The following is a 14,870-nucleotide window of genomic DNA, read 5'->3' as shown; positions in this document are numbered from 1 at the left end:
GGCTTTCGCTCCGACTCAGCCGCCGCGAGCCACCTGAAATCCGGCGAAGGACTGGCTCACCGGCATCAGCTCGAGCCGGTTGACGTTGAGATGCGGCGGCAGCGTCGCGATCCACAGCACGGTCGCGGCGATGTCCTCTGCGGTCATCGGCTCGGCCCCGGCGTAGAGCGTGTCGGAAGCAGCCTGGTCACCGCCCGTGCGCACGAGAGTGAACTCGGTCTCGACCATGCCGGGATCGATCGCACTGACCCGAACGCCGGTACCGTGCAGGTCCGACCGCAGCATCAGCGTGAGCTGCTGCACGAAGGCCTTGGTGCCGCCGTACACGTTGCCGCCCGTGTAAGGGTAGCTGCCCGCGACGGAGGCGAGATTGATGATCGCGCCCTTGCGCTCGATCAGGCCAGGCAGCAGCCGGTGGGTGATCGCCACCAGCGCGGTGACGTTGGTGTCGATCATCGTCTTCCACTGCGCCAAATCGGCGTGCTGCGCGGGGCCGGTCCCCAGCGCAAGCCCGGCATTGTTGACGAGCAGGTCGATGCCGCGGAAGCGTTCGGGAAGCGCGTCCAGCGCCGAAGCGACCGCGGCCTCGTCGCGCACGTCGAACACAACGGGCAGCAGGGCCTCGCCGAGCTCGGCCCGCAGCGCGTCGAGTCGGTCGCCGCGGCGACCGGTCGCGATCACCTGCCAGCCCGCCCCCGCCAGCGCGCGCGCGGTAGCGGCGCCGATCCCCGAGGTAGCGCCCGTCACGATCGCGGTCTTGACTGTCATGAACGTACCCATCCTCTTCCCGGACCGATGCGGCGGCCACCGCCGTCTCTCATACGACGGTTGCGCGCGGGGTCTAGCGCCCCGAGCGCCGTCACGCCGACGCCGCGGCGCACAACGACCGGCATCGCACCTCGGCGAGGCTAAGACATCTCCGAGAGAAGGTTATTGGAGGTAGCGGGAAACGATACGTGTGTGGCTCGCCGCCATAGTATGGCGCCACCCGCTCGCCGCATCGCCGCTCGCCGCCGGACGAAAGCGGCGGCGGCGCACCCGTCGCCGCCGCTCCCGGGTCAGGCGAGGCGGTTCTGTCGCAGGCCCGTGCGATCGGACGGCCGATAAGGCGTGAACCAGCGGCCGTGCTCGGCCGTATCGTTCACCGGATTCACGAAGAGCTGCAGCAGCGACGCCCGCGAGGTCGTGACCGACGACGTCGGCGTGATCGCTCGCAGCCCGCGGGCCAGCGTCGTCGCGGCCGAGTCCGGCGCCGCGACCGACGGCCCCGTCACCGTTGCCGTCTCGTCAGCGTTCAGTTCGACCGTGGGTCCATCGTTGCCGTGAACCACCGGATGCGGGTGCGCGAGCCATTCCACCTCGGCCGCGGCGCGTTGCTCTCGGTCGGCGTACCACTCGTCGAAACTTCTGTACGGCTGAGCGTAACCGTGGAAGCAATTGGGTCGATTGTGAGTGGTCGTGAAATATATCTTCTTCTCTTCCTCGGACAGGCTGTTTATGAAATTCAACTCGTTTACACAACCACCTCTATCAATCCCGCCGTTGTAATTCCACGATCTTATATAAAGATCCTTTCCGAGTTTCTCGATCTCGCTATCGTCGAACGACTGATAGAGACTTCTCGCCTGAAGCGACTCTTTCGAGCTATCAGTGAACGACCCATCTATCTGGCGTCTAAACGCTTGCGACCATGCACTTAGCTTTTGATCTAACGAATAGGCACCTGTCTTATCGTTGATTATTTTGATGTATTTATCAAATTCTTCCAGCAGTTTCTTCTTGTCCGACCCAGCTGGCGATATGGACTTGATCTCGTCCGATGCCGGTCTTGTCTCGACCCGCGCCTCCGGACGCGCCACCTGCAACGTATTCGCGTTCGATGCGATCGCGCTCGTATTGATCGTTGTCATCACTTTCTCCTCGCATGATAACGGCCATGGACGCTGCCGGCGCGGAACAATCGTCCACCGGCATCGCGCAACGACGTCATTCGGATGCCGCCTTGTTGATCACTGGATAAGCGGTAAACCGGCCCGTTTGTTCGTTTACATCTGCCGTGATCGCGCAATCGTACACCTTCTCTGCCGATTCAGATCCGTCCTGCTGTTTGGCGACGAAATCAAAGACGTATTTACCCTTCGCGTTCCACCAGAAAACGTGGCTTGAGAAATAGCACCCATAATTGGTGTCATCGGCCCAGGTTGTTGTCCCACTGAAATTTTGCCCGACGGGCGCGTAGGCGTGTCCCTCGCTAGTCCCACCGCCGGGAGAAATTTCATCCGGCAGAGATTTTTCGTAGCTCGAAGAGAATCAGTCTCCCTTGGATATAAGCTTTTTATCGCCGTTGTTGGTGAAGTGATATTCTCCACCGAGCCCGCCGTCACTCTTCCCGGCGAGAGCCGGTGCGGCGAGCGCGACGCAGACCGCCGCGAACACGGCGCGCGAACTTGATCGAAACTTCATGAACCCTCCTTTCATCGAACGAGGCTCTCTTATTGTAGCCAGAGCGACCGCCCGCCCGCGCACCGCTCCGCCGCGTACGCGCACCCGGCCGTGAGAATCCTTTGCACGGAGGGTGATAGAGTTACCCGGATCGGCGATACGGCCCTGCTTCCCACGGCACCGCGCGCTACAAAGGGCGGTTGCCCGCCACCGCCCCGTCATGCACCGCTCTTCCCGCCGACTCCGCCCTGCCCCATATGGCGCGCATGTCTTCCCGCGCGCGCGTCCTCGTCCTCAACTCCGCGCTCGGTCCGCTCGACTATCGCGTGCCGCGCGAGCTGGCGGTCGAGCCGGGCTCGATCGTGATCGCGCCGCTCGGGCCGCGCCAGCTGCTCGGCGTCGTGTGGGAGCCCGAGCGGATGCCGTCGGACGCCGAGGTCGGCGACAATCGCCTGCGCAACCTGCTCGCGGTCGCCGACGTTCCGCCGCTGCGCGCGCCGCTGCGCCGGCTGATCGAGTGGACCGCGGACTATTATCTCGCCCCCCCGGCGGCGGTGGCACGGATGACGCTGTCGTCGAGCGCGGCGCTGGAGGGCGCGCGCAGCGCGGTCGAGTATCGCGCCACCGGCGCGGTACCCGACCGGCTCACCCCGCAGCGCGCGCAGGCGCTCGAGCGGATCGGCGACCGCCAGGGATTGATCCGCGAGCTGGCGACGATCGCCGAGGTGAGCGACGCGGTGATCCGCGGGCTGGTCAAGAGCGGCGCGATCGAGCCGATCGAGGTCGGGATCGACAGCCCCTATCCTTCCCCCGACCCCGACCACGCACCGCCCGCGCTCTCACCGGAACAGGGCGAAGCGGCCGCGACGCTGATCGGCGCGGTCGAGGCCGCCGCGTTCCAGCCGATCCTGCTCGACGGCGTCACCGGGTCGGGCAAGACCGAGGTCTATTTCGAGGCGGTCGCGGCGGCGCTGCGCGCGGGCCGACAGGTGCTGGTGCTGCTCCCCGAGATCGCGCTGACCGAGCCCTTCCTTAAGCGCTTCCACGATCGCTTCGGCTGCGAGCCGGTGGCGTGGCACTCGGGGCTGCGCGCGACGCAGCGGCGGCGCGCCTGGCGCGCGGTGGCGAGCGGCGAGGCCAAGGTGACGGTGGGAGCGCGCTCGGCGCTGTTCCTGCCCTACGCCGAGCTCGGGCTGATCGTGGTCGACGAGGCGCACGAGACCAGCTTCAAGCAGGAGGACGGCGTCCACTATCACGCGCGCGACGTGGCGGTGATGCGCGGGCTGTTCGAGCGCTGCCCGGTGATCCTCGCCTCCGCCACGCCCGCGATCGAGACGCGCCACCAGGTCGCGCTCGGCACCTATGCCGAGGTCAAGCTGCCGGGCCGCTACGGCGTCGCCGAGCTGCCCGCGATCGCCGCGATCGACCTGATCGAGGAGCCGCCCGAGCGCGGCCGCTGGCTCAGCCCGCGACTGGTCGAGGCACTGCGCGACACGCTCGCGCGCGGCGAGCAGTCGCTGCTTTTCCTCAACCGCCGCGGCTACGCGCCGCTGACGCTCTGCCGCACCTGCGGGCACCGCTTCCAATGCCCGAACTGCACCGCCTGGATGGTCGAGCACCGGCTGACGCGCCGGCTCGCCTGCCACCATTGCGGGCATGTCGAACCGGTGCCGCGGCTCTGCCCCGAGTGCAGCAACGAGGACACGTTGGTGGCGTGCGGCCCCGGGGTCGAACGGATCGCGGACGAGGTCGCGGCGCTATTCCCGGAGGCGCGCGCGGCGGTGGTGACGTCCGACACGATCTGGTCGCCGGCCAAGGCGGCGGAGTTCGTCGCCCGCATGGAAGAAGGTGCGATCGACATCGTCGTCGGCACGCAGCTGGTGACCAAGGGCTATCATTTCCCCAACCTGACGTTGGTCGGGGTGGTCGACGCCGACCTCGGGCTGGACGGCGGCGACCTGCGCGCGGCCGAGCGCACCTTCCAGCAGATCCGCCAGGTCTCCGGACGCGCGGGGCGCGGTGCGAAGAAAGGGCGGGTCTTCATCCAGACGCACAGTCCCAAGGCGCAGGTGATGCAGGCGCTGGTGACCGGCGACGCCGATGCCTTCTACGCCGCCGAGACCGAAGCGCGGCAGGACGCCGGAGCGCCGCCGTACGGCCGCTACGCCGCGATCATCGTGTCGAGCGAGGAACAGGCCGCCGCGCACGAGGTGGCGCGACTGATCGGGCGACACGCGCCCGAGGTCGAGGGAATGGCGGTGTACGGCCCCGCCCCGGCGCCGCTGGCGATGCTGCGCGGACGGCACCGTTTCCGCCTGCTGGTCCACGCACGGCGCGCGCTCGACGTGCAGGACGTGATCCGCGCCTGGCTGGGTACGCTCGACTGGCCGGCGAAGGTGCGTGTCGCGGTGGACGTCGACCCGTACAGCTTCCTCTGATCCGCGTCGGCGAGCAGCCTCAGCCGGCGTGTTCGGCGAGCACCGTCAGCCCCTTGGCGTTGACCTCCGCGAAGCCGCCGCGGATCGCGATCGTCTCGGGCGCGGCGCCGGGTGCCTTCTGCACGAGCACGTCGCCGTTGCGGATCGTCGACATGAAGGGCGCGTGCCCCTCGAGCACGGCGAAGTCGCCGTCGGTGCCGGGCACCGTGACCATATGCACCTCGTCGGAGCGGACGAGGCGTTCGGGAGTGACGAGTTCGAAGTGCAGCATGGGTCTGATATCCTGGACGGCGTGGAAGAGATAAGGCTGAGGCGTGCGGGCGACGTCGCACGGGCGCCGACGCGGGGCTAGCTTATCACAGCTTCAGTACTGCGATCAGCACGCCCGTGGCGGTGAAGATCGCGCCGACGAGCCAGGTGAGCAGCTGCGTCTTGGCCGACTCGATCCGGGCGGTCATGCGCTCCTCGACCAGGCGAAGATCGGTGGCGAACTGAGCGAAGCGGGCGTCGACCTTGACGTCCGCTTCATCGAGCCGCGCCTCGATATGATCGAACCGCGCGTCGACCTGGGCGAAGCGCATCGACACGGGCTGCCTCTCGATCGAACTGACCATCGACACGAGCAGCCTCCCGCTCGAAGCGAGCATCAATCCGCTCGCCCAGACGATCCAGATCCGCCTTCGTCGCCGCGCCTTCGCTCATCGCGCCACCGATCGCGGCGGCGATGGCCTCGGCCTGGTCCTGCGGCCGCGCCGCCGCGCGCAGGTCCTTCGCGATCGAGAGCGTGTCGATGCCCATACCACCGTAAAGTAGCCGGGCACCGACCCCGAGTCGATCAGGCGTCCTGCGCCAGCTTCTCCGCTTTGGCGACCGCCTCGTCGATGCCGCCCACCATGTAGAAGGCGGCCTCAGGCAGATGGTCATACTCGCCGTTCACCACGGCCTTGAACGAGCGGATCGTGTCGTCGAGCTGGACGAACTTGCCCGGGATGTTGGTGAACACCTCAGCGACGTGGAACGGCTGCGACAGGAAGCGCTGGATCTTGCGCGCGCGGCTGACCGTCAGCTTATCCTCCTCGGACAGCTCGTCCATGCCGAGGATCGCGATGATGTCCTGCAGCGACTTGTACTTCTGCAGGATCGACTGCACCGCGCGCGCCGTCTCGTAATGATCCTGGCCGACGGTCCGCGGCTCCAGCACGCGGCTGGTCGAGTCGAGCGGGTCCACCGCCGGGTAGATGCCCAACTCGGAGATCGCGCGGCTCAGCACGGTCGTGGCGTCGAGGTGCGCGAACGAGGTCGCCGGGGCCGGGTCGGTGAGGTCGTCCGCGGGGACGTACACCGCCTGCACCGAGGTGATCGACCCCTTGTTGGTCGAGGTGATGCGCTCCTGCAGCGCGCCCATGTCGGTCGACAGCGTCGGCTGATAGCCCACTGCCGAGGGGATGCGGCCGAGCAGCGCCGACACTTCCGCACCCGCCTGGGTGAAGCGGAAGATGTTGTCGACGAAGAACAGCACGTCCTGCCCTTCCTGATCGCGGAAGTATTCCGCGATGGCGAGCCCCGACAGCGCGACGCGCGCGCGCGCGCCCGGCGGCTCGTTCATCTGGCCGTAGACCAGCGCGACCTTCGAGCCCTCGCTGATCGCGTTGCCCTCGGCGTCCTTGGCGATCACGCCCGCGTCGAGGAACTCGTGATAGAGGTCGTTGCCCTCGCGGGTGCGCTCGCCCACGCCGGCGAACACCGAGGTGCCGCCATGGCCCTTGGCGATGTTGTTGATCAGCTCCTGGATCAGCACGGTCTTGCCGACGCCGGCGCCGCCGAACAGGCCGATCTTGCCGCCCTTGGCGTACGGCGCGAGCAGGTCGATGACCTTGATGCCGGTGACCAGGATCGCGCTCTCGGTCGACTGGTCGACGAACTCGGGCGCCTTGGCGTGGATCGGCGCGCGCAGCTCGGTCTGCACCGGGCCGCGCTCGTCGATCGGCTCGCCGACCACGTTCATGATGCGGCCGAGCGTCGCCGGACCGACCGGCACCTGGATCTGGCTGCCGGTGTCCGTCACGGTCTGGCCGCGGGTCAGCCCCTCGGTCGAGTCCATCGCGATCGTGCGGACGGTGTTCTCGCCGAGATGCTGCGCGACCTCGAGCACCAGCCGCTGGCCGTTGTTGCTCGTCTCCAGCGCCGACAAGATCGCGGGCAGGTTGTTGTCGAAATGGACATCGACCACCGCGCCGATCACCTGGCTGACGCGGCCGACGTTGTTGCTGCCCGATCCGGTGCTCCCGCTGGTCGGGCGAATGTCTTCGGCGAGGGTTGCCATCACATCTTTCCTTGGTTCGTCTGCCCCGATGTAGGCGCGGAGCGGGTGAAGGTCACGGCCAACAGCCGCTCCTTGGGGGTGGTGGTGCGCGTCACCGCGTAATCGGCGCCGCCTTTGAGTTGTCCGGTGGCGCGCCGAGTGCCATGGATCGCGGCGAGCGCGCTGTCGCCGCCGCTCACGCCGAGCTGTTGGAGCGACTGGGCGAGCCATTTGTCGAACGAGTCGCGCGCGAGCTGGTCGTTCGCCGAGGCCGGCTCGACGAGGCGATATTCGATCGTCTCGAGCCGGTCGGCCGCGCCGCTGGCGGTGAAATGCGCCACCACCGGGTGCTTGCCCTGCGGGTCCGACATCGGCGTCGGCGCCGCCTCGGAACGCCAGACGCTGCCGCGCTTCTCATAGGCGCCCGGCCGCAGCCCGATCCGCCCGAAGCGGTCGAGCGCGACACCCGGATCGGTGAACACGCCGTCCCAGCTGCCGCCGGCGAGATTGGGCCCGCTCGGTTCCGCCGCCGAGGCGGTGTCGTTGGCCGGCGCCTGGTCGGCGGCGGGCTTCGAGCAGCCTGCCACCGCCAGCGTCGCCGCCAGCAGCAGGATGCCCGCCCGGATCACAGCGCCTCGGCGCCCGAGATGATCTCCACCAGCTCGGTGGTGATCGCCGCCTGCCGCGCGCGGTTGTACTGAATGCTCAGCCGCTTGATCATGTCACCCGCATTGCGCGTGGCATTGTCCATCGCGGTCATGCGGCTGCCCTGCTCGGACGCGGCATTCTCCAGCATGGCGCGGAAGATCTGGATGGCGACGTTGCGCGGCAGCAGGTCGGCGAGGATCGCTTCCTCGCTGGGCTCATATTCGACCGTCGCGTCACCGGCGTTCGCCAGCCTGGGCTCGCCGCGATCGGAGATGGCAACCGGGATGATCTGCTGGCCCACCGGCTGCTGCACCAGCGCCGACTGGAACTTGGCGTAGAACAGATGCGCGACGTCGAACTCGCCGGCGGTGTAGCGCGCGATCAGGTCGTCCGCGATCGCCTTGGCGTCGTCGAACGCCACGGTCTTCACCGTGGACAGATCGTGGTCGACCTTGATCGCCTGCGGGTAGAAGCGACGCAGCACGCGCCCCTTCTTGCCGGCGAGATAGAAGATCACGGTCTTGCCCGCCGCCTCCAGCTCCTCGGCCTTGCGGCGCGCGGCGCGGACGATGTTGGTGTTGAACGCGCCCGCGAGACCGCGCTCCGAGGTGGCGACCACCAGCAGATGCACCTGGTCCTTGCCCGTTCCCGCCAGCAGCGGCGAGGCGCCGACGCCGACGTTGCGCGCCAGGCTGGCGAGGACGCCCTCGAGCCGCTCGGCATAGGGGCGGCCGGCGATCGCGGCCTCCTGCGCGCGGCGCAGCTTGGCGGCGGCGACCATCTTCATCGCCTTGGTGATCTTCTGCGTCGACTTGACCGAGCCGATGCGGATCTTGAGGGCCTTGAGTGACGCCATTCTATCCTCTTGCCGTCATCCCGGCGAAGGCCGGGATCCAGTTTCCACCGTCGGACTGGACCCCGGCCTGCGCCGGGGTGACGGTCATGCGTGTGTCAGCGATCAGGCGAAGGTCTTCGCGAACTGGTCGAGCGCGCCCTTGAGCTTGCTCTCGGTGTCCTTGCCCAGCTCACGCGTGTCGCGGATCGCGCCCAGCACGTCGGCATGGTCGTTGCGCAGGAACGCCAGCATCGCTGACTCGTAGCGGGTGACGTCGGCGACCGGCACCTTGTCCAGATAGCCGTTGGTGCCGGCGTAGATCGACGCGGTCTGCTCCTCGAACGGCATCGGCGAGAACTGCGGCTGCTTGAGCAACTCGGTCAGTCGCGCGCCGCGGTTGAGCAGCTTCTGCGTCGAGGCATCGAGGTCCGAGCCGAACTGCGCGAACGCCGCCATCTCGCGATACTGCGCCAGCTCCAGCTTGATCGATCCCGACACCTTCTTCATCGCCTTGGTCTGCGCCGCGCCGCCGACGCGGCTGACCGACAGGCCGACGTTGATCGCGGGGCGGATGCCCGCGAAGAACAGGTCGGTCTCGAGGAAGATCTGGCCGTCGGTGATCGAGATCACGTTGGTCGGGATGTACGCCGACACGTCGCCCGCCTGGGTCTCGATGATCGGCAGCGCGGTGAGCGACCCGTTGCCGTTGGCGTCGTTCATCTTCGCCGCGCGCTCGAGCAGGCGCGAGTGGAGATAGAAGACGTCGCCCGGATAGGCCTCGCGGCCCGGCGGACGGCGCAGCAGCAGCGACATCTGACGATAGGCCACCGCCTGCTTCGACAGATCGTCGAACACGATCACCGCATGCATCCCGTTGTCACGGAAATACTCGCCCATCGCGGTGCCGGTGTAGGGCGCGAGGAACTGCAGCGGCGCGGGGTCCGACGCGGTCGCGGCGACGACGATGGAATAGTCCATCGCGCCATTCTCCTCGAGCGTGCGGACCAGCTGCGCCACGGTCGAGCGCTTCTGGCCGACCGCGACATAGACGCAGTACAGCTTCTTCGACTCGTCGGTGCCCGCGTTGGCGGTCTTCTGGTTGATGAAGGTGTCGATCGCGATCGCCGACTTGCCGGTCTGGCGGTCGCCGATGATCAGCTCGCGCTGGCCGCGGCCGACCGGCACCAGCGCGTCGATCGCCTTGAGCCCGGTCTGCACCGGCTCGTGCACCGACTTGCGCGGGATGATGCCGGGCGCCTTGACCTCGACGCGGCTGCGCTGCTCGGCGACGATCGGCCCCTTGCCGTCGATCGGGTTGCCGAGACCGTCGACGACGCGGCCGAGCAGGCCCTTGCCCACTGGCACGTCGACGATGGTGCCGGTGCGGCGGACGACGTCGCCTTCCTTGATCTCCGAGTCCGAGCCGAAGATCACGACGCCGACATTGTCGGCCTCGAGGTTGAGCGCCATGCCTTGCACGCCGTTCGAGAATTCGACCATCTCGCCGGCCTGGACGTTGTCGAGCCCGTAGATGCGCGCGATGCCGTCACCGACGCTCAGCACCTGGCCGGTCTCGGACACCTGGGCCTCGGTGCCGAAATTGGCGATCTGGTCCTTGATGACCTTCGAGATTTCTGCGGCGCGGATATCCATGTGGTTAGCCCTTCATCGCGCTGGCGAGCGCATTCAAACGGGTACGGATCGAGGAGTCGATCATCTGGGAGCCGATGCGGACGACGAGCCCACCGAGGATCGCCGGATCGACCTCGAGGTCGACCGACACCTCGCGACCGACGCGGCGGCGCAGCTGCTGCTTGAGCTCGTCGACCTGCTCGGCCGAGAGCGGGTGCGCGCTGGTCACCTCGGCGGTGGTCTCGCCGCGGTGGCGCGCCGCGAAGGTGCGGAACGCGCGGATAATCTGCGGCAGCTGCGACAGCCGGCGATTCTCCGCGAGCACGCCGAGGAAGCTGCGCGTGGTGGCGTCGACGCCGATCGCGTCGGCCGCGGCGACCACCGCGCGCACCGCGTCGCGCCGCGCCACCACGGGCGAGGCGATCAGCGCGCGAAAGTCGGCCGATTCGGCGAGCGCGTCGCGCACCGCGGCGAGGCTGCGCTCGACCTGGTCGACCGCCTTGGCCTCCACCGCCAGATCGAACAGCGCGCTCGCGTAGCGCCCGCCGAGGCTGGCCTGGATGCTGCTGCCCTGATTACCGCTGGAACTCTCCACGCGATCCACTTTCCTCGCATAAACCCAAGGGTGTCGAACCCATGCGACCGGGTGGCGCGCGGCGGCGCCTTCGCTTGGGTAGCGGCGCGCGTAGCAAAGGGTTGCCGGGGATGCAACCGGAGCGGGCGGGTGTGGTGTTCAACGTGATCAACGGCGTGCGCGGCGGCGTGAGGGTTCGGGCGCAAGCCGTGGGATGCGGTGAGGGAGGCGGTGGCGTATAGACATGGGTAATGGTCGCGACCCGATACGTACAGAGGCCGCCGCGACGCCGAGGCAAGCGAGATGGCCGATGACCGACACGGTGCCCCTCCCCCACGCCCTTCCGTCATCCCGGACTTGGTCCGGGATCCACCCATCCGCGGATTCTGCCGCCGACGCGTATTCGGCACGGTGGATCCCGGACCAAGTCCGGGATGACGGGGGATGGGTGGCGCATGGCGTCGACCACGCGGACCCCGTTGCCATCTCAGGCACCATACCTGCCCCCTCCGCCCCCATCGCCGCCGACGTCGCCTGGGCCGCCTTCGTCCGCCGCGACCGCGCCTATGACGGCCGGTTCGTCGTCACCGTCAGCTCGACCCGCATCTATTGCCGGCCGAGCTGCGCGGCGCGGCGGCCGCGGCGCGAGCACGTCGGCTTCCTGCCCGATGGCGCTGCCGCGCGCGCGGCAGGGTATCGCGCCTGCCGCCGCTGTCTGCCCGACGACGTCACGCGCGACGCGACCGCGGTGAGGCGTGCGCTCACGCTGCTGGACGACGCCGAACGGCCCCTGTCGCTCGCCGACCTCGCCGCGTCGGTCGGCTACGCGCCGCATCACTTCCAGCGGTTGTTCACGCGCGCCACCGGCCTCTCCCCCGCCGCCTACGCCCGAGACCGTCGCGCGGCGCGCGCCGTCGCGGCGCTGCGGGCCGAGCGCAACGTCACCGCCGCGATCTACGCCGCGGGCTATGCCGCGCCGAGCCGCTTCTACGCCGACACCGCCGCGCTCGGCATGGCGCCGACCGCCTGGGCAAGCGGGGGGGCGGGCGAGCGAGTCGCCTGGTGCGTGCTGCCCTCGCCGCTCGGCGCGCTGCTGGTGGCGCATACCGGGCGCGGCTTGTGCCACGTCGCGTTCGATGAGGGGGTGGAGGCCCTCGCGGCGTTGCTGCCGGCGGCGACGCTGGTGGAGGCGGACCCGGGCGAGCAGGCGCGCGCGCTGCACTGGCTGGAGACGGCGGCGGTGCCGCTCGACGCCGCGCTGCCGGAGACACAGCGGCGGGCGTTGTTCCTCGCGGCGGTGCGGGCGGCGGCGCGCGAAGAAGGACAAACATATCGCGTGCTCCTGCGCCTGCCGGAAACCGGAGGATGAGCGCTTTCCTCACGGAGAGAAGTTGAGGCGCATATCTTTCTTGTCCGGGTCGCAGCCAGCGCGGGGACACGGCCACACCAGGCCGAGGCCGGTCGTGGCCTTGGTTAGGCGATTATAAAGGCTTGTCGCTTAGCTCGATCCTCGGACTTTCGAGGATGACCGGGTCGATGAACGCGTTCGGACGCCGCAACGGCGGGATAGGGACGACAGGCGCGCGCGGCGGCTTCGGTGTGGCGCGGCCGATGCAGGCCAACCCGCTCGCGCGCCCAGAGCCCGAGCCCTTTCCTACCGTCGACGCGCTCGCGCTTCCCGGCGAGGGCGATCCGTCGCTGGTGCCGCAGGGCACGGTCGACGCGATGCAGCGACTCGCCGACCGACAGAACGCCAGCGGGGACGCCGGCGCGAGCCGGATGGAGGGGTTCGAGGCCTCGATCCACCGCATCAAGGAGCAGGTGCTGCCGCGCCTGCTCGAGCGCGTCGACCCGGAGGCCGCCGCCACACTCGGCAAGGACGAGCTGGCCGAGGAGTTCCGCCCGATCATCGGCGAGGTGCTCGCCGAGCTCAAGCTGACGCTCAACCGCCGCGAGCAGTTCGCGCTGGAGAAGGTGCTGGTCGACGAGCTGCTCGGTCTCGGGCCGCTGGAGGAGCTGCTCGCCGACGCCGACATCAGCGACATCATGGTCAACGGCCCGGACCAGACCTTCGTCGAGCGCAAGGGCAAGCTGGAGTTGGCCAACATCCAGTTCCGCGACGAGGAGCATCTGTTCCAGATCGCGCAGCGGATCTGCAACTCGGTCGGCCGCCGCGTCGACCAGACCACGCCGCTCGCCGACGCACGCCTCAAGGACGGCAGCCGCGTCAACGTGATCGTGCCGCCGCTGAGCCTGCGCGGCACGGCCATCTCGATCCGTAAGTTCTCCGCCAAGCCGATCACGCTCGACATGATGGCGGGCTTCGGCAGCATGTCGCAGAAGATGGCGACCGCGCTCAAGATCGCGGGAGCGTGCCGCTTCAACGTCGTGATCTCGGGCGGCACCGGCTCGGGCAAGACGACGATGCTCAACGCCTTGTCGAAGATGATCGACCCGGGCGAGCGCGTGCTGACGATCGAGGACGCCGCCGAGCTGCGGCTCCAGCAGCCGCACTGGCTGCCGCTCGAGACGCGCCCGGCCAACCTCGAGGGCCAGGGCGAGATCTCGATCCGCGACCTTGTCAAGAACGCGCTGCGTATGCGCCCCGACCGCATCATCCTGGGCGAGATCCGTGGCAGCGAATGTTTCGACATGCTCGCCGCGATGAACACCGGCCACGACGGATCGATGTGCACGCTCCACTCCAACTCGCCGCGCGAGGCACTGGCGCGCATGGAGAACATGGTGATGATGTCGGACATCAAGGTGCCCAAGGAAGCGATCAGCCGCCAGATTGCCGATTCGGTCGACATGATCATCCAGGTCAAGCGCCTGCGCGACGGCTCGCGCCGCGTCACCAACATCACCGAGGTGATCGGCATGGAAGGGCCGGTGATCGTGACCCAGGAGCTGTTCAAGTTCGAGTATCTCGACGAGAGCGCCGACGGCAAGATCATCGGCGAGTATCGCTCGATGGGGCTGCGTCCGTACACGTTCGACAAGGCCAAGCAGTTCGGCTTCGATCAGGCGTATCTGGAAGCGTGTCTGTGAGTGGATTGTGCTATCGCTAGTGTTGCGGCGCGTCTTGCGGCTTTGGCCCGAGATCAAGACGAGAGAAGGCTCTCGAAACCGTCTGCGAAAAGGCGAGTGACCGAACCATGCCTTCCATCTAGGTCGGCCCATCGGCCCGATGGATTGCACTCGAAGAAGACCGTCTTTCCGTTCGGGGTCACCGCGAAGTCGAACACACCGCTGTGCAGATGAGACCTGCGCAGGAAGGCGCTGGTGAAGTATTGCATCTCCGGCGGGAGCGGGACAGGCTCGCGACCGACAATCCCGGCCAACCTCTCGGCACGACGCCAATCGATGACAGAGCGAGGCGACGCTTGCGAGTTAATTTTGAAGCCGAGGCACGCGTCGCCGAACCCAACAACCCTCAGCTCGTGCGATTTCTCGATACACGCTTGGTAGATCGCCGGGAAGGATGCCACTTGCTCATCACTGGCGGCAGAGATCTCCGCGACCGTTACCACATTGGCCATGATGCTTATGAGCGTGGCGTCGTCGCTACCGTAAGCTGGCGCGAAGCTCATACTGAATGGTTTCACGATCGTTCGACCGGAAGCCTGGATGAACGCGATGATCTGAGCCTTGTCACACGAGACAAGCGTGTCAGGGACTGCGAAACCGAGCGAGCGCGCGATATCAAGCTGGGTCAGCTTGTCGGGCAACCCGCGCCACTCATTGTTGAAGCACCGGCATCCACGGTTGGCATCAGCGAAAGCGCGACATCGCGCCGCGTCGTGGCCTCGAAGCTGCGGCGCTGATCGTCCGCCGAGCGATAGCGGATCGTCCGATGCTTGCTCCTGAGCCACCACCAGTCCTTGGGCTCAACCGAGACGGCTATGCCGCTCGCGTCCGTTAGGCGGACAGATGGAAGACGTGTTCCTTCCTCGTCGGCCACCGGTGAGTAGACGAGGCACGTTACCCCCCTGGTTA

16 protein-coding genes are annotated in these 14,870 nt (G+C 67.8%); 3 read left to right on the top strand and 13 right to left on the bottom strand.

Annotated elements, in window-relative coordinates:
* Nucleotides 1–15: 15 nt before the first annotated feature.
* From FHY02_RS00205 to FHY02_RS00195, 3 genes are all read right to left on the bottom strand, one after another.
* Entirely contained in the window at nt 16–768 is a 753-nt protein-coding gene (locus FHY02_RS00205) for an SDR family NAD(P)-dependent oxidoreductase (RefSeq protein ID WP_183919393.1), read from the bottom strand.
* A 290-nt stretch (nt 769–1,058) separates the two neighbouring features.
* Nucleotides 1,059–1,910 carry a hypothetical protein gene (locus FHY02_RS00200; protein ID WP_183919391.1) on the bottom strand — a complete coding sequence of 284 codons (852 nt, stop codon included), beginning with the start codon at nt 1,908–1,910 and terminating at the stop codon, nt 1,059–1,061.
* A gap of 400 nt (nt 1,911–2,310) precedes the next feature.
* The gene (locus tag FHY02_RS00195) at nt 2,311–2,463 is read right to left on the bottom strand and encodes a hypothetical protein (protein ID WP_183919389.1); all 153 of its coding nucleotides are present in this window, start codon (nt 2,461–2,463) and stop codon (nt 2,311–2,313) included.
* A 245-nt stretch (nt 2,464–2,708) separates the two neighbouring features.
* Here FHY02_RS00195 and FHY02_RS00190 point away from each other — a divergent pair, with 245 nt between their 5' ends.
* The gene (locus tag FHY02_RS00190) at nt 2,709–4,880 is read left to right on the top strand and encodes a primosomal protein N' (protein ID WP_183919387.1); all 2,172 of its coding nucleotides are present in this window, start codon (nt 2,709–2,711) and stop codon (nt 4,878–4,880) included.
* A gap of 19 nt (nt 4,881–4,899) precedes the next feature.
* Here the strand turns inward: FHY02_RS00190 and FHY02_RS00185 are convergent, their stop codons facing one another.
* From FHY02_RS00185 to FHY02_RS00150, 8 genes are all read right to left on the bottom strand, one after another.
* On the bottom strand, nt 4,900–5,151 hold the full coding sequence (locus FHY02_RS00185; RefSeq protein WP_183919385.1) for an ATP synthase F1 subunit epsilon: 252 nt from the start codon (nt 5,149–5,151) through the stop codon (nt 4,900–4,902).
* 85 nt (nt 5,152–5,236) lie between these two features.
* Nucleotides 5,237–5,461, bottom strand: coding sequence for a hypothetical protein (locus FHY02_RS00180; protein WP_183919383.1), 225 nt, complete (start codon nt 5,459–5,461; stop codon nt 5,237–5,239).
* Nucleotides 5,406–5,678, bottom strand: coding sequence for a hypothetical protein (locus FHY02_RS00175; RefSeq protein WP_183919381.1), 273 nt, complete (start codon nt 5,676–5,678; stop codon nt 5,406–5,408). The genes FHY02_RS00180 and FHY02_RS00175 overlap by 56 nt, the downstream gene beginning before the upstream one ends.
* A 37-nt stretch (nt 5,679–5,715) precedes the next feature.
* The gene (gene atpD / locus FHY02_RS00170; protein WP_132911055.1) at nt 5,716–7,203 is read right to left on the bottom strand and encodes a F0F1 ATP synthase subunit beta; all 1,488 of its coding nucleotides are present in this window, start codon (nt 7,201–7,203) and stop codon (nt 5,716–5,718) included.
* Nucleotides 7,203–7,811: a hypothetical protein gene (locus FHY02_RS00165; protein ID WP_183919379.1), complete on the bottom strand. Its 609-nt coding sequence runs from the start codon at nt 7,809–7,811 to the stop codon at nt 7,203–7,205. The genes atpD and FHY02_RS00165 overlap by 1 nt, the downstream gene beginning before the upstream one ends.
* On the bottom strand, nt 7,808–8,686 hold the full coding sequence (locus tag FHY02_RS00160; RefSeq protein ID WP_183919377.1) for a F0F1 ATP synthase subunit gamma: 879 nt from the start codon (nt 8,684–8,686) through the stop codon (nt 7,808–7,810). Before FHY02_RS00160 ends, FHY02_RS00165 begins: the two co-directional genes overlap by 4 nt.
* 102 nt (nt 8,687–8,788) lie before the next feature.
* Nucleotides 8,789–10,318 (bottom strand): F0F1 ATP synthase subunit alpha, encoded by a 1,530-nt coding sequence (atpA, locus tag FHY02_RS00155; RefSeq protein ID WP_183919375.1) that lies wholly within the window; start codon nt 10,316–10,318, stop codon nt 8,789–8,791.
* A gap of 4 nt (nt 10,319–10,322) precedes the next feature.
* Nucleotides 10,323–10,892 (bottom strand): F0F1 ATP synthase subunit delta, encoded by a 570-nt coding sequence (locus FHY02_RS00150; protein ID WP_183919373.1) that lies wholly within the window; start codon nt 10,890–10,892, stop codon nt 10,323–10,325.
* A 427-nt stretch (nt 10,893–11,319) separates the two neighbouring features.
* Here FHY02_RS00150 and FHY02_RS00145 point away from each other — a divergent pair, with 427 nt between their 5' ends.
* Both FHY02_RS00145 and FHY02_RS00140 read left to right on the top strand, forming a co-directional pair.
* Nucleotides 11,320–12,240, top strand: coding sequence for an Ada metal-binding domain-containing protein (locus tag FHY02_RS00145; RefSeq protein ID WP_409314204.1), 921 nt, complete (start codon nt 11,320–11,322; stop codon nt 12,238–12,240).
* Nucleotides 12,241–12,407: 167 nt separating this feature from the next.
* On the top strand, nt 12,408–13,922 hold the full coding sequence (locus FHY02_RS00140; protein ID WP_183919369.1) for a CpaF family protein: 1,515 nt from the start codon (nt 12,408–12,410) through the stop codon (nt 13,920–13,922).
* A 53-nt stretch (nt 13,923–13,975) separates the two neighbouring features.
* Here the strand turns inward: FHY02_RS00140 and FHY02_RS00135 are convergent, their stop codons facing one another.
* Together FHY02_RS00135 and FHY02_RS00130 are read right to left on the bottom strand one after the other, a co-directional pair.
* Nucleotides 13,976–14,602 (bottom strand): hypothetical protein, encoded by a 627-nt coding sequence (locus FHY02_RS00135; protein ID WP_183919367.1) that lies wholly within the window; start codon nt 14,600–14,602, stop codon nt 13,976–13,978.
* Nucleotides 14,587–14,835 carry a hypothetical protein gene (locus tag FHY02_RS00130; RefSeq protein WP_183919365.1) on the bottom strand — a complete coding sequence of 83 codons (249 nt, stop codon included), beginning with the start codon at nt 14,833–14,835 and terminating at the stop codon, nt 14,587–14,589. The genes FHY02_RS00135 and FHY02_RS00130 overlap by 16 nt, the downstream gene beginning before the upstream one ends.
* Nucleotides 14,836–14,870: the final 35 nt, after the last annotated feature.

The sequence above is a fragment of the Sphingomonas sp. BK069 genome (genome assembly GCF_014193405.1).
In the GTDB taxonomy this organism is placed as follows: domain Bacteria; phylum Pseudomonadota; class Alphaproteobacteria; order Sphingomonadales; family Sphingomonadaceae; genus Sphingomonas.
The sequence above is the reverse complement of the archived record's forward strand: the minus strand, read 5'-3'. Positions and strand labels throughout refer to the sequence as shown.

Coding starts and splice junctions, on each gene's coding strand:
- atpA (WP_183919375.1), bottom strand. CDS start 10,318: ATGGATATCCGCGCCGCAGAAATCTCGAAGGTCATCAAGGACCAGATC.
- FHY02_RS00200 (WP_183919391.1), bottom strand. CDS start 1,910: ATGACAACGATCAATACGAGCGCGATCGCATCGAACGCGAATACGTTG.
- atpD (WP_132911055.1), bottom strand. CDS start 7,203: ATGGCAACCCTCGCCGAAGACATTCGCCCGACCAGCGGGAGCACCGGA.
- FHY02_RS00175 (WP_183919381.1), bottom strand. CDS start 5,678: ATGGGCATCGACACGCTCTCGATCGCGAAGGACCTGCGCGCGGCGGCG.
- FHY02_RS00195 (WP_183919389.1), bottom strand. CDS start 2,463: ATGAAGTTTCGATCAAGTTCGCGCGCCGTGTTCGCGGCGGTCTGCGTC.
- FHY02_RS00180 (WP_183919383.1), bottom strand. CDS start 5,461: ATGCGCTTCGCCCAGGTCGACGCGCGGTTCGATCATATCGAGGCGCGG.
- FHY02_RS00205 (WP_183919393.1), bottom strand. CDS start 768: ATGACAGTCAAGACCGCGATCGTGACGGGCGCTACCTCGGGGATCGGC.
- FHY02_RS00140 (WP_183919369.1), top strand. CDS start 12,408: ATGAACGCGTTCGGACGCCGCAACGGCGGGATAGGGACGACAGGCGCG.
- FHY02_RS00190 (WP_183919387.1), top strand. CDS start 2,709: ATGTCTTCCCGCGCGCGCGTCCTCGTCCTCAACTCCGCGCTCGGTCCG.
- FHY02_RS00185 (WP_183919385.1), bottom strand. CDS start 5,151: ATGCTGCACTTCGAACTCGTCACTCCCGAACGCCTCGTCCGCTCCGAC.
- FHY02_RS00160 (WP_183919377.1), bottom strand. CDS start 8,686: ATGGCGTCACTCAAGGCCCTCAAGATCCGCATCGGCTCGGTCAAGTCG.